The sequence below is a fragment of the Streptomyces sp. NBC_01320 genome, assembly GCF_035974375.1.
Classification (GTDB): Bacteria; Actinomycetota; Actinomycetes; order Streptomycetales; family Streptomycetaceae; genus Streptomyces; species Streptomyces yanii.
Genome location: NZ_CP108390.1, coordinates 1,127,919 through 1,149,983, shown reverse-complemented (window position 1 = coordinate 1,149,983; position 22,065 = coordinate 1,127,919). Strand labels below are relative to the sequence as shown.

Below are 22,065 nucleotides of genomic sequence, written 5' to 3'. Positions count from 1 at the left end.
CCCTGAGCTTGGAGGAATCTCCATGTCCCAGCATCCACGGTCGGGAGCGCCACCGGCACGGGCCTTCACCATGGAGAACCGCGGGGTGGACACGGTGCCGCCGGAGGAACGCACCTTCCCTCCGCGCCGTATCTTCTCGGTGCTCTACGGCGGCGACTTGACCTACAGCGTGATCATCTTCGGCTCGTTCCCGATCGTCTTTGGTCTCGGCTGGTGGGCGTCCGTCGGTTCGGTCCTGGCCGGTGTCCTCGTGGGCTCCCTCGTCATCGCGCCGATGAGCATCTTCGCGCCGCGAACCGGCACCAACAACCCCGTGTCCTCGGGGGCGCACTTCGGCGTCGCCGGCCGGTTCATCGGCACGGTCCTCGCCTTGTTCTCCGCCCTCGGATTCACGGCGATCACCATCTGGACGAGCGGTGACGCGCTGGTCGGCACGGTCAACCGGATCACCGGCACGGCCACGACGGACCTCGGGCGCGGTATCGGCTACGCCGCGATGATCGCGATCGTGCTGACGATCGCGGTGCGGGGCGTGCACCTGATGACCCGCATCCAGGAGACCGTGATGGTCCCGGTGATGAGCGTGGTGCTCCTGGTGGGGCTGTTCGCGTTCGCGCCCGCATTCGATCCCGGCTACGCCGGTGGCGACTACGCCTTCGGTTCGTTCTCCGTCACCTTCGTCGCCAGCGCCCTGCTCATGGCCTCCGTCGTCATCTCCTACGGAGTGTTCATCGGCGACTGGGCCCGCTACATCGATCCCGAGGTGCACCCCATGCGCCGCGTGGCCGGTGCGACATTCCTCGGTGGGCTCGTCGGCATGGGCGTGCCGATCCTGTGGGGCACCTTTGTGGCCTCGACCTTCGCCGAGCAGGCACACAACTTCATCCCGGCACTCATCGCCCAGTCCCCGGGGTGGTACCTGGTCGGTCTCGTACTCCTCGGCGGTGTCGCCGGTGTCGCCCAGGGAACCGTCGGCCTTTACGGCACGGGTCTGGATACCTCGTCCCTCATTCCGCGGCTCAGCCGTCAGCAGTCGACACTGCTGATCGGTGCGGTGTCGGTGGCGCTGGTCTATCTCGGTACGTTCGTCTGGGACGCACTGGCAGTGGTCAACGGCTTCCTCGTCCTGCTCGTGGTCATCACGACCCCCTGGATCGTGATCATGGCGATCGGGTACTTTCACCGCCGGGGCCACTATCTGGCCGACGACCTCCAGGTGTTCACCCGAGGACAGACCGGTGGACGGTACTGGTTCTTCAGGGGCGTCAACTGGCGTGCGGCCGGGAGCTGGATGGCCGGCTCGGCGGTGGGCGTCATGTTCAGCGCCGCCCCGCCCATCTTGACCGGACCATGGGCCGACGCCGCTGGTGGAATCGACCTGAGCCTGGTGTCCGGCGCGGTCGCCGCCGCGGTCGTCTACACGGTGGTCCTGCGGTTCTGCCCCGAGCCCAGCTATGTCTTCGGCCCGGACGGCGGCCGGTTCGGCGTATCGCATACGGCAGGCGAGCCCGCTCCTATCGTCGCCCCGCGGGCCGACGGCAGGGCACCGGCCACCACCATTCCCACGGTCGACGCAGAGGAGTCGATGTGAACGCACTCAACGGAATTCGTGTTGTGGTCACCGGCGCCGGACAGGGCATGGGCCGGACACACTGTGAACACCTCGCGCGCGCCGGAGCGCTGATCGGCGCGCTCGACATCGACGCGGACGCCCTCGCAGAAACCCGCGAGCGTGTCGTCGGCCGGGGCGGACAGATCGAGGCCGTCACCTGCGACGTCTCGAACCGCGCGCAGGTCGAGTCGGCCGTGGCCCGGGTCGCCGGGCGTCTGGGAGGCATCGACGCCGTGGTCTCCAATGCCGGGACCATCCACACCGAGCAGGGGCTGGAGGACACCGACGACGAGGACTGGGACCGCACGATGGCCGTCCACGTCGGTGGGGCGCGCAACCTCTGCCGCGCCGCGCTTCCCTGGCTACGGAGAAGCGCGCACCCCCGCATCGTGATCATCTCCTCGCTATGGGCGCAGCGCGGTCCCGGATTCGGGTACGCCTACTGCGCGGCGAAGGGCGCGCTCCTGTCGTTCACCCGCAACCTCGCGGTCGAACTCGGGCCGGAACAGATCCTCGTCAACAGCGTCACGCCCGGCAGCGTGCCCACCCGGATGGCGGCCGACTACGGACCCGAGGAGATCGCCGAAGACTGCAAGGCGATTCCGATGGGCCGTTGGGGCGAGGCGGAGGAGGTTTCCAGGCTCGTGGCCCATCTCGCTTCACCGGAAGCCTCCTACGTGACCGGGCAGAACATCGCCATCAACGGCGGCCAGCACTTCAGCGGCGTCTGAGCGCCGGCACTCGGGTCAGGAGAAATACGATGCCGGTTCCTCTCAGAACTCCGGTGAGCGACGCGCTCGCCGCCCGTCGTCCGCTCGGACGGACGGGCCAGAACGTCTGCCCCGTGGCCTTGGGAACGATGCAGTTCGGCTGGACGGCCAGTGATGTCGACGCCATGCGGATTCTCGACGCGTACATGGCCGCCGGCGGCAACCTCCTGGACACCGCGAACATGTACGGCGGCGACCAGAGCGTCGAGTCCTTCGAGGTCAACAAGGCACACGTCGGGGTGTCCGAGGACATCCTGGGCCGATGGCTCGCCAGTCGCGGCTGCCGCGACGACGTCGTCGTGACGACCAAGGTGCGAGCCCGCATGTGGGACGGCCCGGACGGCGAAGGGCTGAACCGTGCCCACATCATGAAGGCCGTGGAAGCCAGTCTGCGCAGGCTCCGCACGGACCACATCGACGTGCTCTACGCTCACTGGCCGGACCCTGCCGCGCAGGCGGAGGAGTGGCTCACGGCATTCGCCGACCTGGTCGGTGCGGGCAAGGTCGCGGCCGTCGGGACCTCGAACTTCTGCGGCTTCGCCGGGTACGGCGACCTGTTGAGCCCGCTGCTCGAACTCGCCGATCGGGCGGGCCTGCCACGGATTCAGGTTGAGCAGCCCCGATACAACCTGATGAACCGGCACGAGTACGAGGAGACCCTGCAGCGCATCACACTCCGCGAAGACCTCGGCATCGTCACCTACTCCAGCCTCGCCGGTGGCTTTCTGAGCGGCGCGGTGGATCCCGGCAAGCCGCCCACCGGAGCCCGCGCCCGGCACCTCTCGCAGTACTGCACGCCGGAGGGGAGCGCGCTCCTGGCGCGATTGCGGCAGATAGCCGCGGCTCACCACGTGCCGGTGGCCTCAGTGTCCCTCGCGTGGACCCTCGCCCAGCCCGGTGTCACCGCGGCGCTGATCGGTGCGTCCACAGTCGACGACGTGGCGCAGGCCTCCTTCGCCCCGGCGGTTCGGCTCACCGACGAGGAGTCCGCCGCACTGAGCGCGCTCTCCTGGCGCGCCTCGCCACCCGAATTCGTCGACTGGTGACGCACACTCTTCTTTCCGAAAGGACGCCATGCCCCCGATCACCTCGGACACCGAGATCCTCTTTCACGGCGGCACCATTCTCACCATGACCTCGGACGGTCGTGCCGACGCGCTGCTCGTACGCAACGACCGCATAGCCGCTACCGGCACGGTGCAGGAGTGCCGGGAGCTGGCGCGGGCGGAACCGGCCGAGTTCGATCTCGCCGGAGCCACACTGATGCCGGGCTTCGTCGATGCGCACTGCCATCCCCTGATGTTCGGTCAGTTCACTTCCTGGGTGGACTGCGGCTGGGAGGCGGCCCCGGACATCGCGACGGTGATCTCACTGCTCGGATCGCGTGCGGAGCGCACCGGCAGCGGGCCCGTCCGGGGAAAGGGCTTCCACCACGGCAACGTCGCCGACGGCCGTATGCTCACCCGCCATGACCTGGACCAGGTCGCCACCGACCGTGAAGTACTCGTGTTCCACTCCAGTGGCCACGGAGTGATCGTCAACTCGTTCGCCCTCCATCAGCGAGGTATCACGAGGGAGATGCCTGACCCCCGAGGCGGGCACTTCGGACGCGAGTCCGATGGGACCCCCAACGGTCAGGTGTGGGACGCGGCAGCCGACGCGCTGACGCACCGCGAGGGGGTGAAGATCGGCAACAACGGCCCGAACTTCCATCTCGACGACGACGTCGACGTGCTCGCCGACATGCTCGCGAACGCCCAGAGCATCCTGCACTCGGCCGGCGTCACGAGCGTGGTCGACGCGCAGGTCACCTCCCGGGAACTGCGCACGTACTTCAGGCTCCGGGAACGCGGTGAGCTCACCCTGCGAGCCGAGATGCTCGTCATCTCCAGCCTGCTCGAGGACCTCGAACGGCTGGGGCTCGGCTCGCGACTGGGCGACGATCACCTGGCCTTCGCCGGAATCAAGCTCTATGTCGACGGGGCGCTCACCGGCGGCACCGCCCGGTTCAAGGAGCCGTACTGCTGCGACCCCAAGGATCACGGTTATCTCTACCACGAGCCGAACGAGCTCGCCGACATGGTTCTGCGCGCCGACCGTATGGGCCTGCAGACCGGGACCCATGCCCAGGGCGATGCCGCCATCGAGATCGTCCTGGCGGCACATGCGGCAGCCCGCTCCGCCGGCACCCGGTCCGACGCACGGCACCGCATCGAACACTGCGGGGCACCCACCAGCGAGCAGGTGAAGCTCATCGCCGCGTACGGAACCTGGCCGGTCACCCAACCCCAGTACTTGTACCGGTACGGCGACGAATTCGTCCGTGCCCTCGGCGACCGCGCCGCCCGGCTGACTCCGCTCGGTGAATTCCGTGATGCCGGCGTCCCACTCGTCCTCTCATCCGACGCACCCGTGTGTCCGCCCTCGCCGTTGGAAGCCGTGTACGCGGCGGTCACTCGCCGCACCCTCTCCGGCACGGCGCTCGCCGAGAACGCGGAGCCGTTGTCGGTCCAGGACGCGCTCACGGCGCACACCTGGGGAGCGGCGGCATCGGTCCACCGCGAGCACGCCGTGGGATCTCTCGCCCCAGGCCTGCTCGCCGATCTGGTGGTTCTGTCTGCCGACCCCACCGCGGTGCCCGTCGAGGAACTGCTCGAGATCGTGGTCCTGCGGACCTGGGTCGGCGGCCGACAGGTGTACTCACAGCACACGAGCGAGGTGGCCCCATGCTGAAGGGTGTGCCGAACCTGCCGGGCTTCCCCTGGCCGGACGGCAAACGAGCGGCCGTGACATGGTCCTTCGATCTCGATGCCGAGTCACCCGTCCTGCATGACGAACCCGCTTCGGCAACCCGGCTGGCGACGATGTCGCATCAGATGTTCGGTCCGCTCGTCGGCGTGCCCCGCTTCCTCGATCTGCTGGAACGCCACGGTCAGCGCGCGACGTTCTTCGTGCCGGGCTTCGTCGCAGAGCGCTACCCCGACATGCTGCGGGCCGTCATCGACGGCGGTCACGAGGTGGGGCATCACGGCTATCTGCACGAGCCGCTGCGCGGGATGACTATCGCCGAGGAGGCGGCGATCCTCGATCGTGGCCTCGACGCGCTGCAGCGGGTGGGCGATGTCCGGCCACGAGGTTTCCGGGCCCCGCTCGGCGAGCTGTCCTTTCAGACCCCCGCGCTCCTGGCGGACCGCGGCTTCCAGTACGACAGCTCGCTGATGGACGAGGACCGCCCCTACCTGCTGGACGTCGGCGACGGCAGCTCACGCACTCTGGTCGAACTGCCCTTCCACTGGTCGACCGACGACTGGGAGCAGTACGCCTGGATGCCAGGCTACGACGACGGCCGGCCGATCGAGACCACGCGCAAGGTCCACGAACTGTGGTGGACCGACATCGAGGCGCACATCCGCTATGGAGGGCTCTTCAATCTCGTCAATCACCCCTTCGTATCCGGCCGCGCGGCCCGCGTGGTCGCCATGGAGGAGATGCTCGAGCGTCTGCTCTCGGACGAACGGATCTGGTTCACCACCCTCGGAGAAATCGCGAACTTTGCCGCATCGCTCCCATTGCCTCCGAGGCACCACCGGCCCTACACGGTGGATTGACCCGAGCCTCCTCCAGCCGGACACGTGGCGGACAGAGCGCCGGAGCCTTCGCTCTCGGGGAATGAACGTGGGCTCCGGCGCCGGGAGCCGGCTGATGGCTCGCGTCACGCCGCTGTCCCTGCCCGCATCGGCCGAGCTGGGCGCCGCCGCCCTGGGTCCCGCCGGGCCGGACCACCCCTGGCACGGCCGCCGTTTCTCCCCCGGCTGGGGCCGCTCCGAGCCGCGTCACGATCGGGGCTCGAGTTGCCCGGCTTCGGTACGGATTACCGCCTGCCGTGCCTGCGCCGCAGACGGCCGGGCTTGTGTCAGGTTCCGAGCCAGGCGAGGGCGGCCACGGTCATGGCGCTGACGCCGGTGTCCAGGGTGGGCTGGATGACGGGGGCGAAGGTCGGGCTGTGGTTGACCGGGATGTCCTGGGCGATGGTGCCGTTCTTGGCGGCCTCGGCGTAGCGGTCGGGGTCGATGCCGCCGATGCCCCAGTAGGTGAACTGCGCGCCGAACGCGTTGGGGATTGGTAGTCGGATACGTCGCCCTGGCTATCGCGGGTGAGGTCACCGCGGAGTACGTCGCGCTTATCGGTCCGGTGCTCGGGGCTGTCGCGCTGATGACGCGGCTCGGGAAGCAGGACCAGGTCCTCGGTGAGATCCACGAGAACACCAACGGGGTGCTGAAGCAGAAGATCCGGGATGCGGTCAGCGAGGCGCTCAACGACCGAGACGGTAACTGACCACCACCGGACACGCCGCCCCGGTCGCGGCCTCATGACGGATCGCCCGCCCCCACGGCTCCGGGGGCGGGCGATCCCTTGCCCGGGGCTGACCACGGCCAGTTACCGAGGCCGTCCAGTCTCAACCCCAGTGCCATGCACTGGGACCGGGCCCTACTATCCCGGCATGAGCGACAGACCCGTACGCACCATCGTGATAGCCGCACTTCTTGGCGGCATCGTTGGCTCGGCCCTCACCATGGGGGCGGCACTCCTCTTGATGCCTTCGCAGGGCCCGCGCGGTCCCGAGGGGCCCAGCGGAGCAGTAGGGCCGGCTGGCCCTCCCGGGGCTGCCGCACCACCCGCGCAGTCCCTCACGGAGGCTGACGTCCGACGGATCGCCCCCGATCTCACGGGTTCGTATGTCGTGAAGGGTGGTGCGTCATGCCCGGACGGCAGTCAGACGAGCCGCGTGGTGACGATACCCAGCGGCGAGGCCACCATCGGCGAGACCCTGACGCTTTGTTACTTCGGTCTGGGAATGCGATAGACGCTCTCGTGCTCCGGCGGGATTCGAGCCTGTGATGCCCGTGGTAACACTGCTCGGAAAATGCGCCGCAATTGAGCAAGGCGTAGCCTGGGAGAGGGAATTACGATGCGGACACTTCAATTTCGAGGGTCGGCTGACGGGCACGACATTCAACGAAGCAGACCCGGAAGAAGCGGCCACTTGGTTTGCGACAACAGGCTGTTCGCCTAGTTTTCGGCGACACAACGCGGTTCGACCTGATTCGGCGATCAGATCTCCGTCAGTCTCCTGCGCCTCTGGATCACGGACTGATCCTTGTGCTATGGCACCGGCCAGGGGCTGCTGTCGGACCCGGCCGATACGTTGGTGGGGTCCTTATCCAGCTAGTGGCTCGTCACGCAGCCTTGGCCGGGTAATCAACGGTGATGCTGATCGGAAAATCGAGGTTCGGGAGGGCAGGCGCAGACCGAGCTGCTCAACCGCCGCCGGTGGCGCACCCGCCTGGAACTGGCCAACGCGATCTTCGAATACCTCGAAATCTTCCACAACCGGCAACGTCGGCACTCCCCGCTCGGCATGCTCACACCGATCGAGTTCGAACTGAGGGCAACCCCCTCCATCGCCTAGACTCCAACAACTCGACTCCACACAAGCCGGGGCACATCACCTTCACCGATCCCGGAGCGGTTCAGAGGGGCGGTCCGGTCTTTGGTTGTTGGCCTCAGCTATGCGATCGACGCCGGGTGAACCGGGGCCTCAGAGGCAGCTCAGAGTCTTACCCACCTCGTAGATGGTTGGCCGATCCTCGGGAGCATGGCTGAGCATCGCGTCGATCAACTCGCCCAGCTCACCGGACGCCTTCACAGGGCGGCGTTTTCCGTTCGCCACGGCATCTCTCTGCACTGGGCGCGCAGCGTCGTCCGGGTACTCGACGGCCCGCCAGCCGGTGGCGGAGATGAGCAGCGAGGCGCCCAGCGCGTAGATGTCGGCTTCCTGCGTCGGCTCGGCTTCTCCCATGGCGAGCACGCTGCGTGCGATCTCCGGCGCCTCGTAGTGGACGAGGCAGCCGCGGAACGGGAAGTCGTACCCTTCGGGCACGTGTCCGCCCCGGGCAAGGGCGAGGTCGATGAGGCGTGTCCGTTCCAGCCCGATGATGAAGTGGGCGGGCTGTACATCACCGTGGGCCCAGCCCCTGGCGTGGAGTTCGGCCAGCGCCTCGACACAACCCAGCGCCACGCTGGCCTGCGGTTCGATGGACGAATCCTGTCTACGGCAGGGCTCCCACAGTCGGTACAGGTCCGGCCCTTCATGCCACGGCTGGAAGTTCCACGTCCCTCGCTCCCACTCGCCGTACGCGATGTCATCGAAGCCAAGGCGATGCAGCACGGCCCCTTCGCGTGCGGGTGCGAGCGCGGTCCAGGGCTGGGCGGGCCAGTCGGCCGTGGCCTCGATCGGATAGCCGAGTTTCACGGCGTAGTGGCCCCGATGGCCCTCCACCTCCCAGACCATGGAGCCCCGGCGATTCACGACCAGGCGCTGAGCCGTGGGCATGAGCGCGTCGAGCACCACGATCGGCAGTTCAGAGGGTGACCCGGACAACGTCTCTTCTCCTTCCGAGCGAGCGCGGCCGACCGCGAATCGAGGCCAGCCGCGTCGCTGCTGTCGTGTGCTACGCCTGACCGTACGGTCGGCCGCAGTCCGAGTCGCACTGCGCGAGGTTCGTGCCGTCCACAATCCATAGACCGTCGAAGACCATGAGCCCGGCCGCCTTCGTGGCGCGGGCTGAGGCGGCGACCTTCTCCGGGTCGCGGGCTCCTCCGCCCGGCATCGGGTTGTGGTGCAGGAAGCGACCCGCGTACCGCTCGCACAGTGCGGCGTACTGATTCGTGTGCAGGATGAGCGCGTGCAGGCCGAGGTCCACGTCGTCCGACGGAACCATGGGGTCGGTGGCGGTGGCTGCGGTGACCACGAAGGCGACCGCCTGGTCCGCGATCTGCTCGGCACGCTCGGGCGACTGGCCGTTGTGGACGACCATGAAGTGGGCGAGGCTTTCGAACAGCTCCTCACCAGCCATCGCGCGACCGGTCCATTGACCGTTCGCCGTTGCCGTCATGCGACTACTCCTTCTGTGTGGTTGTGCGTGGGTTGGATGGCCGGCCCCGAACGGGGACGGGGGAGCCGGGGAACTGGCACCCGTTCGGGGCGGCCCGTCTACTGGCCCATGGCGAGAGCCATGCCGATCACCAGGCCGCACGACCCGCTGATCATGACGATGAACAGGACTCCTGCGAACCGGCCGATGGCGCGCATCACAGCCCATCCCGACTGTTGCCGTTCTTGATGGCCAGGCGTGCGCTCAGTTCCTCCCGCGCACTCAGCGCCACCACGTTGTCCGGCATGGCATCCCACTCCGTGCCGCCACCGATCGGCCTTATCTGCACACGGCCGCCGATCTCACCCATGACGACGCCGATACGTCCCCTGACGCTGTCCTTCGCCAGTTCACCGATGCCTGGTCTGGTCTGCTGGTTGCTTGCCATGCACAGGAGCATCGCGACCCGGGGAGGGTCGCCAAAAGGCCAGGCTGATTACCCAACTTGGGTAACATTGCAGCAAGTAGAGACCCAGCAACGTTGCGTAGCCCTCGCAGTGGGGAGCCTGCCCAATGCCCGACGCCGATCGGCCGCAGGAACTGCCTGCCAGGCTGCTCACCGATCCCGAGATGATTGATGCCTGTCGGGTACGAGACTTCGCCAGAGTCTTCCGGCTGGCGAAGACCAAGGCGGGCATCTACCCCTCCATGATCGCCAGGCGCTGCGAGCTGACCCCCAGCCGTGTCGGAGAAGTAATCGCAGGGCAGCGCCAGTTGCAGCACATGGACGTGATCGAGCGCATCGCTGACGGCTTGCGCATCCCAGGACACATGCTCGGGCTTGCCCGCCGAGCGTGGGAGACGCCTCAGGCCCTCGTGGTTGCCGAGCGAGAGGCACCGCAAGTGGTGGAGCCCGAGCAGCAGACGCCCCCGTCTTTGCCGGGGCCTGACGTGGACAGCATCTTGGCCCTGGCCACCCGAACGAGCCTGAGCGCAGCGACACTTGAGGCGTTCCGCTCCTCGATCGAGGACTACTGGCGACGGGACGACCAGCACGGTGGCGAGGCGCTGAGGCCGGCCATCGTCGGCCAGCTCCGGTATGTCGCTGGGCTCCTGAAGGAGAATCGGCCACCGTCCATCCAGAACGGCCTGTACGGCATCGCGGCCGAGCTGGCACGCCTCACAGGTTGGACCTACTTCGACGCCCGTCAGTACAACCAGGCCCGCGCCTACTTCACCGAGGCGCTGCAACTGGCCAAGGAAATCGACGATCGGCAGTTCATGGCCAACGTCCTGGCCTGCATGAGCTTGCAGGGCACGTACCAGGACAAGCCTGCGGACTCTCTGGCACTCGTGACCGCCGCCCAGGATCAGGCCCGCTCAGCACTCGACACCATCCCACGCGTCCTGTCGATGCTATCCATGCGCGAAGCCTTCGCTCACGCCACTCTCGGCAACCGGGATTCCACTCACCGGGCGATCGGGGAGGCGCACCGCCATTTCGAGCAGATCCGGGCGAGCGACCGGGACCCGTCCTGGGCCACGTACTTCGACGAGACGAAGCTGATCGTGGACACGGGCATTGCGCACGGCCGACTGGGCGAGGCTGCTACCGCCGAACCCCTGATTGCGGACGCACTGCGGCACGAGGCCCGCACTAATCAGCGCGGCCGGGCGTTTCACGCGTTCTGGCTTGCCCGTACGCAGCTTGACCAGGGCAAGCTTGATCAGGCGTGCCACACCGCCACGCAAGCTCTGGAGCCCGCGTCGGTCGTGGCGTCTGAGCGCGTGTCAGGCCACCTGAGGGAGTTTTACGACCAGTTAGCCCCTCACAGGCAGCAGCCCGTAGCCCTGGCCTTCGAGGCGCGGCTACGGGAACTCCTCCCACCGGTCAGCGGATCGCTTCGTCCATGAGCAGGTACAGGAGACCGACGAGCGATCCACTGCTCACGATCTCGCCGCGGTCGATCATGCCCCGCACCTGAGAGAGGGGAATCCACTCGATACGGTCGGACTCGTTCTTCTCAGTGGGCGGTCCGGCATAGGTCGCGCTGTCCACGCGGAAGACGTGGTGCTGCGAGTCGGTGATGCCGTTGGCCGGCTCGGCGTAGATCAGAGGCTTGATGGGGCCAGGACGCCAGCCTGTCTCTTCCAGGACTTCGCGGGCCGCGGCTTCCTCCGGAGTCTCGCCGTCCTCGACCAGCCCCATGGGCAACTCCCAGGCCCACGAGTCGGTGATGAAGCGGTGCCGCCACATCATCAGGACCTCTTGGCGGTCATTGACCACGGCGGCCACGGCCAGGTGCCGGAGGCGTACGACGTGGTACTCCCACCTGCGCCCGTCAGGCTGCTGGACGTCGACCAGACTCAGATTCACCCACTTGTTCGTGTAGATCTGTCGCTCACCATGGGTCTTCCACTCCATACCTGCGGCCCCTCTCGATCGGTCTCCAGGATCTCAGACCGATCCAGAAGCGGACACAGGTTCGGACTTTTTCGCGTCAGGCTGACGAGATGGCCCATCCAGGAGACCCGTGTTCTGGTGGTGGTCCGCTCTGGCGCCGGAGCAGCCGACCTCGCAAGATCTGGACCTGTGGTGGACCACAGCCCCCGCGCAACGCGTGAGGCCGGTTCGCTGTACCCGCTCCGCCCCTGGTGGACGGGGCAGGAGGTGGGTTGCCCGAGCCTGCTGGGCGCGGGCCAGGACGGCGATGGCCTGGGCGAGTTCGGTGTCGTCGGGCCACGAACGGCTGATCGGATGCAGGGCCATCGAGCCCTTCCATTAGGGAGACACGTGCCCCGGGGTCGAGGTGTACCGGGGCCTGATCGCGGCCGCGAACGAGCGGGACGCGCCTGCCTCCGCGCCACCGGCCGGCCCGTCTACGCACTCCCTACGGCGAACTCACCGCGTTCCCCATCCCACCAGCCCCGCACCCCGCACGACCCAGCGGCCCGCAGGACCCTCGGTCTGCTCCAGAGCTCGGCGGCTCCAGGCGTGGTGAGAGGTGACCCCTGTGGGCGGCTGAACCTCTGGGGGTGTTTAGCCGCAGTCGTTTCGGTTGATTTTCAGGGAGCGGGTCTGGTCGTTGAGGTTGTAGCCGCGCAGGTCGTGGATGGAGCCGCCGCTGCGGGTGACGCAGACCCAGCGGCCGCTGTAGTTCCGCTTCTCGTAGACGCGGGCGGTGCGGTCGGAGTTGTTGCGGATCGAGCTGCCGCGGTCACGGATCGCGGATGGCAGGTCCTTCACGTCACCGTCCACGGCACGCCGTACCCATGGTTGCCCGCCGAAGTTGATCTCGGGGTAGATACACACGTAGCCGGACGGGCAGTCGATACCGGCCCGTACCGTGCCGGTGCTGCCGGAGGCGGAGGCGGGAACGGCCGGCGAGGAGAGGGCCAGGGCGGCGACCGTCGCGGCACGCATCACGATTTTGATCACGGCAATAGACATGCGGGCTGCCGGGCGCAGGAAGAAGATTTGGCTTGCGGGTTCACTCTGGCGGAGGAGCGCAGCAGGGGGTGCGACCGGCGTGAGCACGGGCGTTACTGGTGACTGGGGTGGCGAGCAGGGCCAGCGAAGTGTCCCACAGCTGGATGGCTGCGGTGGTGTCCAGCGCCCATTCGTGTACGCCGCGGTGGTCGTTCGCCGGTGCGTCGTTCGTGATGGTCGGTGATCGGTAAGGGGTTGGAGTAGAGCCCGGACCCTGGTCGGCGTGGCGTGGTGGTGGTCTGCGGCCTGGACGCGGCCGGGTGGTGCACGGGAGCACGGGCGTGGCATGACGGATGGCTGGCTACTACTCGGGGTTGTCTCCTTCCGCTTCGTCGGCGTTGTAGACGGCACACAAACAAGCGGCTCTCGGGACAGAGCTGGCTGCGTCTGCCTGCCTGCCCGCGGTGGCCTCGATGCTTTCTGTCTGCGCCACCAGGCTGATGACGAGATCGTCCAGGTATGTGATGACGGCAGCAGGCAGGGGCGAGGAGGGCGTTCAGCAGAAGGTGGGTTGGTCGGCAATGTTGAGGGCGACCTTTCCAAGGGTCTTTTCGACGAAGTCGATGGCGGCGCGCCAGGCGACGTCCGGCGTGAGCGTGGTGGACACGACCTCGATCAGATTCGTGATCGGCGCAGGGGCGAAGAAGTTCAGACCTACGAGATAGCGTGGATCGCGTAGCTGGGTGGCCATGTTGGTGATGGGAAGTGCCGAGGTGCTGGTCACCAGTAGGGTGCCGGGACGGGTTACGTCCTCGACGGAGCGCAGGACAGCGACTTTGAGGTCCAGCAGTTCCGGCACAGCTTCGATGACGATATCGCTCCCCGACACGTCGGAAAGGCCGGCGGCGAAGGTCAGACGCCCGAATCGGACATCGCGTCCTGGACCGCCCCGCTCGTCTGGAGCAGTGGCGGGTCGGTGGGCGGCGGTGATGCGCTGGATGGCCGACAGCGCGGCATAGATGTTCGCGTCGTAGAGCACGACGTCGGTCCCGGCCGCAGCACAGACTTCCGCGATTCTTGTGCCTGTTGTGCCGGTGCCGACAACGGCTACCTGAGCCATGGGGGCGTACCTCCTGTTACCTGATCGGTGCCAGCGACCAGGTCTCTGGCCGAGCCCGTCCGGGGCCCGTCCGCGGTGCTGTGTGGCCGACGGTCAGTCCTTGATCTCGCAGATCACGGCGCCGGACGAGACCGAGCCGCCGACCTCGGCGGCCAGACCCTTGATCGTTCCGGCGCGGTGGGCGTTGAGGGGCTGTTCCATCTTCATGGCTTCCAGGACGACGATCAGGTCGCCTTCCTGGACCTGCTGGCCCTCCTCGACGGCGATCTTGACGATGGTGCCCTGCATGGGTGAGGCGAGGGTGTCGCCGGAGACCGCGGAGCCGGTCTTCTTCGCCGCGCGGCGCTTGGGCTTGGCGCCCGCGGCGAGTCCGGTGCGGGCCAGGCTCATGCCCAGCGAGGAGGGCAGGGAGACCTCGAGACGCTTGCCGCCGACCTCGACGACGACCGTCTCGCGGCCCGTGTCCTCCTCCGCCTCCGCGTCGGCGGGAGCGGCGAAGGGCTTGATCTCGTTGACGAACTCGGTCTCGATCCAGCGGGTGTGGACGCGGAACGGGTCGCTGGTGAACGCCGGGTCGGTGACGACCGCGCGGTGGAACGGGATCGCGGTGGCCATGCCCTCGACGTTGAACTCGGCCAGCGCGCGCGCCGCCCGCTGCAGCGCCTGCTCACGCGTGGCACCGGTCACGATGAGTTTGGCCAGCAGCGAGTCCCACGCCGGACCGATCACCGAGCCGGACTCGACGCCCGCGTCCAGGCGGACACCCGGACCGGTCGGCGGGGCGAACACCGTCACCGTGCCCGGGGCGGGCAGGAAGCCGCGGCCCGGGTCCTCACCGTTGATCCGGAACTCGAACGAGTGCCCGCGCACCGCCGGGTCGTCGTAACCGAGCTTCTCGCCGTCCGCGATCCGGAACATCTCCCGGACCAGGTCGATACCGCTGACCTCCTCGGTCACCGGGTGCTCGACCTGCAGACGGGTGTTGACCTCCAGGAACGAGATCGTGCCGTCCACACCGACCAGGAACTCCACGGTGCCCGCACCGACGTACCCGGCCTCCTTCAGGATCGCCTTCGACGCCGCGTACAGCTCCGCGTTCTGCGCCTGGGACAGGAACGGCGCGGGAGCCTCCTCCACCAGCTTCTGGTGGCGGCGCTGCAGCGAGCAGTCACGCGTCGACACGACCACCACATTGCCGTGGGAGTCGGCCAGGCACTGCGTCTCCACATGCCGCGGCTTGTCGAGGTAGCGCTCCACGAAGCACTCCCCGCGCCCGAACGCCGCGACCGCCTCACGGACCGCGGAGTCGTACAGCTCCGGGATCTCCTCCAGCGTCCGGGCCACCTTCAGCCCGCGACCGCCACCGCCGAACGCCGCCTTGATCGCGATCGGCAGCCCGTGCTGCTCGGCGAACTCCACAACCTCCGCGGAACCCGACACCGGGTCCGGGGTGCCGGCGACCAGCGGCGCACCGGCACGCTGGGCGATGTGCCGGGCGGCGACCTTGTCGCCCAGGTCGCGGATCGCCTGCGGCGGCGGACCGATCCAGGTCAGCCCGGCGTCCAGCACGGCCTGGGCGAACTCGGCGTTCTCCGACAGGAAGCCGTAGCCCGGGTGGATCGCGTCCGCCCCCGAGTCCTTGGCAGCCTGCAGCACCTTGGCCATGTCCAGATAGCTGGCGGCCGGGGTGTCACCGCCCAGAGCGAATGCCTCGTCGGCCGCACGCACATGCAGAGCGTCCCGGTCCGGGTCGGCGTAGACGGCCACGCTCCCGATCCCGGCATCCCGGCATGCCCGAGCAACACGGACAGCAATTTCGCCACGATTGGCGATGAGGACTTTCTTCAGCATGCCGGCTCCAGTGCGGTGTCGGTGGTGGTGAGCAGGCGGTCGACGGTCCGGACGATGCCGCCGATGTCCGCGCCCGGGGTGAAGACGGCGTGGACGCCCAGTGCCTCCAGCGCGGTGATGTCCGCTTCGGGGATGATGCCGCCGACCAGGACGAAGGTGCTCCCGGCGTCCTGCTCGCGCAGCAGGTCGATTACCCTTCGGGTGATGGTCAGATGAGCACCGGACAGGATGGACATCCCCAGGAGGGAGACGTCCTCAGCGATGACGCTCGACACGATCTGCTCGGGCGTCTGGTGCAGGCCGGTGTAGATGACTTCATAGCCGGCGTCGCGCAGGGCTCGTGCGATGACCTTCGCTCCACGGTCGTGGCCGTCGAGCCCGGGTTTGGCAATGACCACGCGTCCGCGTGGTGCGACAGGCGTGGTTCGGGGGTGCCGCGGGTGCAATGGTGTCTCCGGTCGGATGGATCAGCGGGGCCAGGCGGAAGTGCGCCAGGCGGTGGGCCCCGGGCGCGGGATGCGATGCATTGGTTCGCCCCGGCTGGCCCACGCGCAGGTGCGTGAAGTCGCCTGAGCCTGATGGGAAGCCGCCGCCCGGGCAGCCAGCAGCGCCATGACGGCGGCAAGTTCCTCGGGGGTGGGCTGCCCGTGCAGCACACGGATCGGTGTCATGGCGGTGGGTTCCTTTACAGGGGGATGTTGCCGTGCTTCTTCGGGGGCAGGGATTCCCGCTTCGTGCGCAGCTGGCGCAGCCCCTTCACCACGTGTGCCCGGGTGTCGGACGGCATGATCACCGCGTCCACGTAGCCGCGTTCGGCCGCCACGTACGGGTTGAGCAGCGCGTCCTCGTAGTCGGCGATCAGCTCGGCGCGGGTCGCCTCCTGATCCTCGGCGGCCGCGATCGTGCGGCGGTGCAGGATGTTCACCGCACCCTGCGCGCCCATCACCGCGATCTGTGCGGTCGGCCAGGCGAGGTTGATGTCGGCGCCCAGGTGCTTGGAGCCCATGACGTCGTACGCGCCGCCGAACGCCTTGCGGGTGATCACGGTGATCAGCGGGACGGTCGCCTCCGCGTACGCGTAGATCAGCTTGGCGCCGCGCCGGATGATGCCGCCGTACTCCTGGTCGACGCCGGGCAGGAAGCCGGGGACGTCGACGAAGGTCAGCACGGGCACGTTGAACGCGTCGCAGGTACGGACGAAGCGTGCGGCCTTCTCGCTCGCGTTGATGTCCAGACAGCCCGCGAACTGCATCGGCTGGTTGGCGACGATGCCGACGGGGTAGCCCTCGACACGCCCGAAACCGGTGATGATGTTCGGCGCGAACAGGGCCTGCGTCTCCAGGAACTCGCCGTCGTCCAGCACATGCTCGATGGCGGTGTGCATGTCGTACGGCTGGTTCGCCGAGTCCGGGATGAGGGTGTCGAGCTCACGGTCCTCGTCGGTCACCGTGAGATCCGCCTCCTCCGGGAAGGCGGGCGCCTCGGAGAGGTTGTTCGACGGGAGGTAGGACAGCAGCGACTTGACGTACTCGATGGCGTCCTTCTCGTCCCCCGCCATGTGATGCGCCACACCCGAGGTGGTGTTGTGCGTACGGGCGCCGCCCAGCTCCTCGAAGCCGACGTCCTCACCGGTCACCGTCTTGATGACGTCGGGACCCGTGATGAACATGTGCGAGGTCTGGTCGACCATGACGGTGAAGTCGGTGATCGCGGGGGAGTAGACCGCGCCACCGGCGCACGGTCCGACGATCAGCGAGATCTGCGGGACGACACCCGAGGCGTGCACATTGCGGCGGAAGATCTCGGCGAACAGACCGAGCGCGGCCACACCCTCCTGGATCCGTGCGCCGCCGCCGTCGTTGATGCCGATGACCGGGCAGCCGGTCTTCAGCGCGAAGTCCATCACCTTGACGATTTTCTCACCGTAGACCTCGCCGAGCGAGCCGCCGAAGATGGTGAAGTCCTGCGAATACACGCAGACGGGGCGGCCGTCGACCGTGCCGTAGCCGGTGACGACACCGTCTCCGTACGGGCGGTTCTTCTCGATGCCGAAGTTGGTGGAGCGGTGCCGGGCGAATTCGTCGAGCTCCACGAAGGAGCCCTCGTCGAGCAGGAGATCGACCCGCTCGCGGGCGGTCAACTTGCCCTTGGCGTGCTGCTTTTCGACCGCGCGTGCGGAACCGGCGTGTGTCGCCTCGTCGATACGGCGCTGCAGGTCCGCGATCTTGCCCGCGGTCGTGTGGATGTCGATGTCGTCGGCCTGTAGGGGCTCGGCATTCATCACTCGCTCCCGTTCTTGTCCATCGGCACCGGACACCGGTGTGGCGGGTGGTCGCCAAGGGCCATGGAAGGTCTCCTGAGTCGTTGGGGAAATGTCTCAGCCCGGGGATCTCCCAGGTCAGAAGGTTTCGAGCGGGACGTACGCGCCCCAGACGTCGCGCAGGGCGTGGGAGACCTCGCCGCCGGTCGCGCGGAGCCGCAGGGCTTCACGCATCGGGAGCAAGATGTTGCCGGTGCCCTGGGCGGCGGCCCGTAGGTCGTCGAGAGCGCGCTGGACGGCGTCGTTGTCGCGTTCGTTGCGCAGGGCAGCGAGGCGTTCGCACTGGTCGATCTCGATCTGCGGGTCGACGCGCAGCGGCTCGTACGGCTCTTCCTCGTCGAGGACGAACTTGTTGACTCCGACCACGGTCCGCTCGTCGTTGTCGATCTCCAGCGCGACCCGGTAGGCGGAGCGTTCGATCTCGGACTTCTGGAAGCCCTGCTCAATCGCCGAGACCGCGCCGCCTCGGTCCTCGACGGCCTGGATCAACTCCAGTACTGCCGCCTCGAGATCATCGGTCATCGACTCCATGACGTAGGACCCCGCGAAGGGGTCGACCGTCTTGGTCACGTCGGTCTCGTACGCGATGATCTGCTGGGTGCGCAGTGCGAGCCGCGCCGCCTTCTGTGTGGGCAGGGCGATGGCCTCGTCGTAGGAGTTGGTGTGCAGCGACTGGGTCCCGCCGAGGACCGCGCCCAGGCCCTGCAGGGCGACCCTGACAAGGTTGACCTCGGGCTGCTGCGCCGTCAGCTGCACGCCGGCGGTCTGGGTGTGGAAGCGCAGCATCTGCGACTTGGGGTTCTTGGCCTTGAATTCGTCGCGCATGATGCGGGCCCAGATCCGGCGGGCAGCACGGAACTTCGCGATCTCCTCCAGCAGCGTGGTCCGGGCGACGAAGAAGAACGACAGGCGCGGCGCGAAGTCGTCGACGTCCAGGCCCGCGGCGATCGCGGTGCGCACGTACTCCTTGGCGTTCGCGAGGGTGAACGCGATCTCCTGCGCGGGGCTCGCACCGGCCTCGGCCATGTGGTAGCCCGAGATGGAGATCGTGTTCCAGCGCGGCAGCTCCCTGTGGCAGTAGGCGAAGATGTCGCTGATCAGCCGCAGCGACTGCTTCGGCGGGAAGATGTAGGTGCCGCGGGCGATGTACTCCTTTAGCACGTCGTTCTGGATCGTGCCGGTCAACTGATGGCCCGCGATGCCCTCTTCGGCCGCGACCAGCTGGTACAGCAGGAGCAGCGTCGAGGCGGGGGCATTGATCGTCATCGACGTCGACACCTTGTCCAGAGGCAGGCCCTGGAACAGCGTGCGCATGTCCTCGATCGAGTCGATCGCCACGCCCACCTTGCCCACCTCACCGCGCGCGATGGGCTCGTCGGAGTCGTAGCCCATCTGCGTAGGGAGATCGAAGGCCACACTCAGACCGCCCGTGCCGGCGTTGACTAGCTCGTGGTAGCGCTCGTTGGACTCCTTCGCCGTGCCGAAACCGGCGTACTGCCGCATCGTCCAGGGCCGGCCGGTGTACATCGACGGGTAGACGCCGCGGGTGAACGGGAACTGCCCCGGGGCGCCCAGATCGGCGTCCGCGTCGAAGTCCGTGAGCGCCCAGCCGTCGTAGATCGGCCGGATCGGTAGGTCGGACTCGCTCCGTGCAACGGAACCCACGCCGCATCACCTCTTCATCGGTACCTAGTCCGTCTAGAACGGTACTCAGTACCATTGATGCGGGGCAAGTGGCGTCTGCGCAGTGAGACGGGGAAGGATGAGCGGTCATGAGTAAGCCACCTGCACGGATCCGACTCGCAGACGCCGCGTTCGCTCTCTTCGACGAGCGCGGATACGAGCAGACGACCGTCGATGACATCGCCGAGCGGGCGGGGCTCGGGCGTACGACGTTCTTCCGGCACTACCGGTCCAAGGAAGACGTCATCTTTCCCGACCACGACCGCCTCCTTGAGTTGATCAGAGACCGGCTGGCGACCTCGAGCCACAGCACCGCCCTGGTCGCCGTGTCCGACGCGGTGCGTCTTGTGCTGCTGCACTACCTCGATGAGGGTGATCTCGCGAGGTGGCGATACGCGCTCACCAGCAAGGTCGCCGCCCTCCGGGACCGGGAGATCGCCAGTGTGGCCCGCTACCAGCGACTGTTCCGGGAGTTCATCGCGGACTGGATGGGGGACCCGACGGAGTCGGCGTCGCTGAGGGCCGAACTCATGGCGGCGGCAGTGGTTGCCGCCCACAACCACGTGCTGCGCCGGTGGCTGCGGGGTGAGTCCTCCAACCCGGTCGCCGAGGTGGACGACGCGATGCGCGAGGTGCTCGCCCTCTTCCCGGCACCCGGTTCCCCGCCGGAGCCCGGCGGTGGCACCACCGTCGTCGCGTTCAGGACCGGGCAGGATATCGATGCTCTGCTCCCTTCACTGCGACGTCTCGTCGAGGGTGGCGCCGGGTAGCGAGAGTCCGACGCTTGATGGTTCGTCTTCCATATCGGGCGCGGCCGGCACGCGCAGAGCGGAGGCGGTAGTTGACGCAGTGCGGCTGTCCGGACTCCCGGCGAGTGATCGAGTGATGCCGCGCACAGGGAGGCGGGGGCTGTGTCTTGGCGTGTTAGCGTCCGGCCGTGACTTCCCCGGCTCTGGATACCTTCGTACCCGGCAGCGGAATGGCCGGGACGGGCTCTTCAGCCTGTCCCGGAGCGCTCGGTACCTGTGATCCGCTCGGTCTGCTCGATCTGTTCGGCGACGGCTTCGTCCGTGACCCATATCCCTGGCTGGATGTCCTACGGTCCGAGTCTCCGGTGCACTACGACGCCGCCACCGGGCTGTGGTTGGTCAGCCGTTACGACGACGTGCGCCGGGTACTGCTCGACCCGGCCCTGTTCCATCCGGACAACGCCCTGCGCGCCGTCACTCCTCTGCCGTTCGCTGTTCTGCGGATTCTCGCCCGGGCCGGCTTCACGCTCCCACCCGCGCTCGCCAACAACGGCACCCCCAGCCACCGCGGACTGCGCCGCGTGGTGACCCGGTTCTTCAACGCCGAGGGCGTCGCGGCAGCTGTACCGATGATCCAGCGCATTGCCGAGGAGTTGCTGGACATGGCACGGTCGGAGATCGACGCCACCGGCCGTTGCGAGCTGTTCACCTCTTTCGCGCAAGTTCTGCCGTGCCGGGTGCTGATGGAACTCCTCGGCATCCAGGGGGTTGCCCCGACCACCCTGATTCGCTGGAGTGATGCCTCGCTGGAGCTGTTCTGGGGCAGGCCCGCACTCGAAAGGCAACTGGAACTGGCGGAGCTTGTCGGCGAGTTCCACCAGTGGTTGACCGACACGGTGCGCGGCGGTACTGCCCCGCCCAGCTCGTTCATCGGGGCGTTGGCCCGCCATCGCCTGCCAGACGGCGAGCCGCTGGACGTCGAGACCGCGGTGGCCGCGTGCTTCTTCGTCTTCATCGCGGGGCAGTCCACCACCGGGCAGCTGATCGCCACGGTGCTGCGGCGAGGGCTCGCCGAGTCCGGAGTGTGGCAGCGCCTGGCTCGCCAGGCGGGTCTGGCCGAGGCATGGGTAGAGGAGGTGCTGCGGCGCGAACCGCCGGTCACCACTTGGCGTCGGAGTGCCGCGTGTTCGACCGAGCTGGGCGGGGTGAGCCTGCCGGAGGGTGCCCAACTGTTGCTGATGCTGCTGGGCAGCGGATCCGACCCGGGGGTCTTCCCCGATCCGGAGCGGATGCGCCCGCACCGGACGAACGTCCGCCATCACCTGGCGTTCGGCGCCGGCCGCCATCGCTGCCCGGGCGCGTCCCTGGCACGCACAGAGGCGGCGGTGGCCTTGCGGGCGGCGGCCGGTCGCCTGCCAGGAATGTGGCTGGAGGAGGGCGGGGCCGAAACGCCGATGCTGGATCTGCTGTCCTTCCGTGCACCCTTGCGCCTCACCGCCCTTCGGTGAACTGGCAGCTTGCCGTGTGACCGACGGCACGACCGCATGAGTGAGACTCGGTGTGCATAATTGGGTACTGAGTACCGAAGTTGTCGG

At 67.8% G+C, this 22,065-nt stretch carries 20 protein-coding genes and 2 pseudogenes; 10 read left to right on the top strand and 12 right to left on the bottom strand.

The genetic code is table 11. From position 1 onward, the window contains the following. The first annotated feature begins 22 nt into the window (after nucleotides 1-22). Genes OG395_RS05750 through OG395_RS05730 form a run of 5 tightly spaced genes read left to right on the top strand, consistent with a single transcriptional unit; the run spans nucleotide 23 to nucleotide 5,990 of the window. Nucleotides 23-1,591, top strand: coding sequence for a purine-cytosine permease family protein (locus tag OG395_RS05750; RefSeq protein WP_327241904.1), 1,569 nt, complete (start codon nucleotides 23-25; stop codon nucleotides 1,589-1,591). Further along, a complete protein-coding gene (locus tag OG395_RS05745) occupies nucleotides 1,588-2,343 on the top strand; it encodes an SDR family NAD(P)-dependent oxidoreductase (protein ID WP_326791673.1) in 756 nt (251 codons plus the stop codon). The genes OG395_RS05750 and OG395_RS05745 overlap by 4 nt, the downstream gene beginning before the upstream one ends. 29 nt (nucleotides 2,344-2,372) lie before the next feature. After that, the gene (locus tag OG395_RS05740) at nucleotides 2,373-3,428 is read left to right on the top strand and encodes an aldo/keto reductase (protein ID WP_327241903.1); all 1,056 of its coding nucleotides are present in this window, start codon (nucleotides 2,373-2,375) and stop codon (nucleotides 3,426-3,428) included. Between the two features lie 28 nt (nucleotides 3,429-3,456). Then, nucleotides 3,457-5,115, top strand: coding sequence for an amidohydrolase (locus tag OG395_RS05735; protein WP_326791671.1), 1,659 nt, complete (start codon nucleotides 3,457-3,459; stop codon nucleotides 5,113-5,115). After that, nucleotides 5,109-5,990 carry a polysaccharide deacetylase family protein gene (locus OG395_RS05730; protein ID WP_327241902.1) on the top strand — a complete coding sequence of 294 codons (882 nt, stop codon included), beginning with the start codon at nucleotides 5,109-5,111 and terminating at the stop codon, nucleotides 5,988-5,990. The genes OG395_RS05735 and OG395_RS05730 overlap by 7 nt, the downstream gene beginning before the upstream one ends. Nucleotides 5,991-6,295: 305 nt before the next feature. Here OG395_RS05730 and OG395_RS05725 read toward each other — a convergent pair. Then, nucleotides 6,296-6,502: pseudogene (locus OG395_RS05725) on the bottom strand (amidohydrolase); the annotation flags it as partial. Here OG395_RS05725 and OG395_RS05720 point away from each other — a divergent pair. Together OG395_RS05720 and OG395_RS05715 are read left to right on the top strand one after the other, a co-directional pair. Next, the gene (locus tag OG395_RS05720) at nucleotides 6,502-6,717 is read left to right on the top strand and encodes a hypothetical protein (protein WP_327241901.1); all 216 of its coding nucleotides are present in this window, start codon (nucleotides 6,502-6,504) and stop codon (nucleotides 6,715-6,717) included. The pseudogene OG395_RS05725 and the gene OG395_RS05720 overlap by 1 nt on opposite strands. Nucleotides 6,718-7,687: 970 nt before the next feature. After that, nucleotides 7,688-7,852, top strand: a pseudogene (locus OG395_RS05715) (IS3 family transposase); the annotation flags it as partial. Nucleotides 7,853-7,981: 129 nt separating this feature from the next. Here the strand turns inward: OG395_RS05715 and OG395_RS05710 are convergent. The 3 genes from OG395_RS05710 to OG395_RS05700 form a co-directional block, all read right to left on the bottom strand. Further along, the gene (locus OG395_RS05710; RefSeq protein ID WP_327241900.1) at nucleotides 7,982-8,824 is read right to left on the bottom strand and encodes a protein kinase domain-containing protein; all 843 of its coding nucleotides are present in this window, start codon (nucleotides 8,822-8,824) and stop codon (nucleotides 7,982-7,984) included. A gap of 70 nt (nucleotides 8,825-8,894) precedes the next feature. Continuing rightward, on the bottom strand, nucleotides 8,895-9,338 hold the full coding sequence (locus tag OG395_RS05705) for a hypothetical protein (RefSeq protein WP_327241899.1): 444 nt from the start codon (nucleotides 9,336-9,338) through the stop codon (nucleotides 8,895-8,897). Between the two features lie 196 nt (nucleotides 9,339-9,534). Next, nucleotides 9,535-9,777: a hypothetical protein gene (locus tag OG395_RS05700; protein ID WP_327241898.1), complete on the bottom strand. Its 243-nt coding sequence runs from the start codon at nucleotides 9,775-9,777 to the stop codon at nucleotides 9,535-9,537. Nucleotides 9,778-9,890: 113 nt separating this feature from the next. On the opposite strand from OG395_RS05700, the gene OG395_RS05695 reads away from it, so the two are divergent. Further along, nucleotides 9,891-11,231, top strand: a complete 1,341-nt coding sequence (locus tag OG395_RS05695; RefSeq protein WP_327241897.1) for a hypothetical protein — start codon at nucleotides 9,891-9,893, stop codon at nucleotides 11,229-11,231. Here OG395_RS05695 and OG395_RS05690 read toward each other — a convergent pair. From OG395_RS05690 to OG395_RS05655, 8 genes are all read right to left on the bottom strand, one after another. Continuing rightward, nucleotides 11,209-11,742, bottom strand: coding sequence for an NUDIX hydrolase (locus OG395_RS05690; RefSeq protein ID WP_327241896.1), 534 nt, complete (start codon nucleotides 11,740-11,742; stop codon nucleotides 11,209-11,211). The genes OG395_RS05695 and OG395_RS05690 overlap by 23 nt on opposite strands. A 615-nt stretch (nucleotides 11,743-12,357) precedes the next feature. Next, the gene (locus OG395_RS05685; RefSeq protein WP_327241895.1) at nucleotides 12,358-12,768 is read right to left on the bottom strand and encodes a peptidase inhibitor family I36 protein; all 411 of its coding nucleotides are present in this window, start codon (nucleotides 12,766-12,768) and stop codon (nucleotides 12,358-12,360) included. A gap of 535 nt (nucleotides 12,769-13,303) precedes the next feature. After that, the gene (locus OG395_RS05680; RefSeq protein WP_327241894.1) at nucleotides 13,304-13,867 is read right to left on the bottom strand and encodes a 3-hydroxyacyl-CoA dehydrogenase family protein; all 564 of its coding nucleotides are present in this window, start codon (nucleotides 13,865-13,867) and stop codon (nucleotides 13,304-13,306) included. 93 nt (nucleotides 13,868-13,960) lie between these two features. Then, nucleotides 13,961-15,715, bottom strand: a complete 1,755-nt coding sequence (locus OG395_RS05675; protein ID WP_327249256.1) for an acetyl/propionyl/methylcrotonyl-CoA carboxylase subunit alpha — start codon at nucleotides 15,713-15,715, stop codon at nucleotides 13,961-13,963. Beyond that, the gene (locus OG395_RS05670) at nucleotides 15,712-16,116 is read right to left on the bottom strand and encodes a cobalamin B12-binding domain-containing protein (RefSeq protein WP_327241893.1); all 405 of its coding nucleotides are present in this window, start codon (nucleotides 16,114-16,116) and stop codon (nucleotides 15,712-15,714) included. Before OG395_RS05670 ends, OG395_RS05675 begins: the two co-directional genes overlap by 4 nt. Nucleotides 16,117-16,185: 69 nt before the next feature. Continuing rightward, entirely contained in the window at nucleotides 16,186-16,389 is a 204-nt protein-coding gene (locus OG395_RS05665; RefSeq protein WP_327241892.1) for an acyl-CoA carboxylase epsilon subunit, read from the bottom strand. A 14-nt stretch (nucleotides 16,390-16,403) separates the two neighbouring features. Next, nucleotides 16,404-17,999, bottom strand: coding sequence for an acyl-CoA carboxylase subunit beta (locus OG395_RS05660; RefSeq protein WP_327241891.1), 1,596 nt, complete (start codon nucleotides 17,997-17,999; stop codon nucleotides 16,404-16,406). Nucleotides 18,000-18,116: 117 nt separating this feature from the next. Continuing rightward, on the bottom strand, nucleotides 18,117-19,703 hold the full coding sequence (locus tag OG395_RS05655) for an acyl-CoA mutase large subunit family protein (RefSeq protein ID WP_327241890.1): 1,587 nt from the start codon (nucleotides 19,701-19,703) through the stop codon (nucleotides 18,117-18,119). Nucleotides 19,704-19,810: 107 nt separating this feature from the next. Between OG395_RS05655 and OG395_RS05650 the strand changes: the two genes are divergently transcribed. Together OG395_RS05650 and OG395_RS05645 are read left to right on the top strand one after the other, a co-directional pair. Continuing rightward, nucleotides 19,811-20,491, top strand: coding sequence for a TetR/AcrR family transcriptional regulator (locus tag OG395_RS05650; protein WP_327241889.1), 681 nt, complete (start codon nucleotides 19,811-19,813; stop codon nucleotides 20,489-20,491). A gap of 167 nt (nucleotides 20,492-20,658) precedes the next feature. Next, nucleotides 20,659-21,978, top strand: a complete 1,320-nt coding sequence (locus OG395_RS05645) for a cytochrome P450 (RefSeq protein ID WP_327241888.1) — start codon at nucleotides 20,659-20,661, stop codon at nucleotides 21,976-21,978. The last annotated feature ends 87 nt before the right edge of the window (nucleotides 21,979-22,065 follow it).

Coding starts and splice junctions, on each gene's coding strand:
- OG395_RS05750 (WP_327241904.1), top strand. CDS start 23: ATGTCCCAGCATCCACGGTCGGGAGCGCCACCGGCACGGGCCTTCACC.
- OG395_RS05740 (WP_327241903.1), top strand. CDS start 2,373: ATGCCGGTTCCTCTCAGAACTCCGGTGAGCGACGCGCTCGCCGCCCGT.
- OG395_RS05735 (WP_326791671.1), top strand. CDS start 3,457: ATGCCCCCGATCACCTCGGACACCGAGATCCTCTTTCACGGCGGCACC.
- OG395_RS05730 (WP_327241902.1), top strand. CDS start 5,109: ATGCTGAAGGGTGTGCCGAACCTGCCGGGCTTCCCCTGGCCGGACGGC.
- OG395_RS05705 (WP_327241899.1), bottom strand. CDS start 9,338: ATGACGGCAACGGCGAACGGTCAATGGACCGGTCGCGCGATGGCTGGT.
- OG395_RS05700 (WP_327241898.1), bottom strand. CDS start 9,777: ATGCTCCTGTGCATGGCAAGCAACCAGCAGACCAGACCAGGCATCGGT.
- OG395_RS05695 (WP_327241897.1), top strand. CDS start 9,891: ATGCCCGACGCCGATCGGCCGCAGGAACTGCCTGCCAGGCTGCTCACC.
- OG395_RS05690 (WP_327241896.1), bottom strand. CDS start 11,742: ATGGAGTGGAAGACCCATGGTGAGCGACAGATCTACACGAACAAGTGG.
- OG395_RS05685 (WP_327241895.1), bottom strand. CDS start 12,768: ATGTCTATTGCCGTGATCAAAATCGTGATGCGTGCCGCGACGGTCGCC.
- OG395_RS05680 (WP_327241894.1), bottom strand. CDS start 13,867: ATGGCTCAGGTAGCCGTTGTCGGCACCGGCACAACAGGCACAAGAATC.
- OG395_RS05665 (WP_327241892.1), bottom strand. CDS start 16,389: ATGACACCGATCCGTGTGCTGCACGGGCAGCCCACCCCCGAGGAACTT.
- OG395_RS05660 (WP_327241891.1), bottom strand. CDS start 17,999: ATGAATGCCGAGCCCCTACAGGCCGACGACATCGACATCCACACGACC.
- OG395_RS05650 (WP_327241889.1), top strand. CDS start 19,811: ATGAGTAAGCCACCTGCACGGATCCGACTCGCAGACGCCGCGTTCGCT.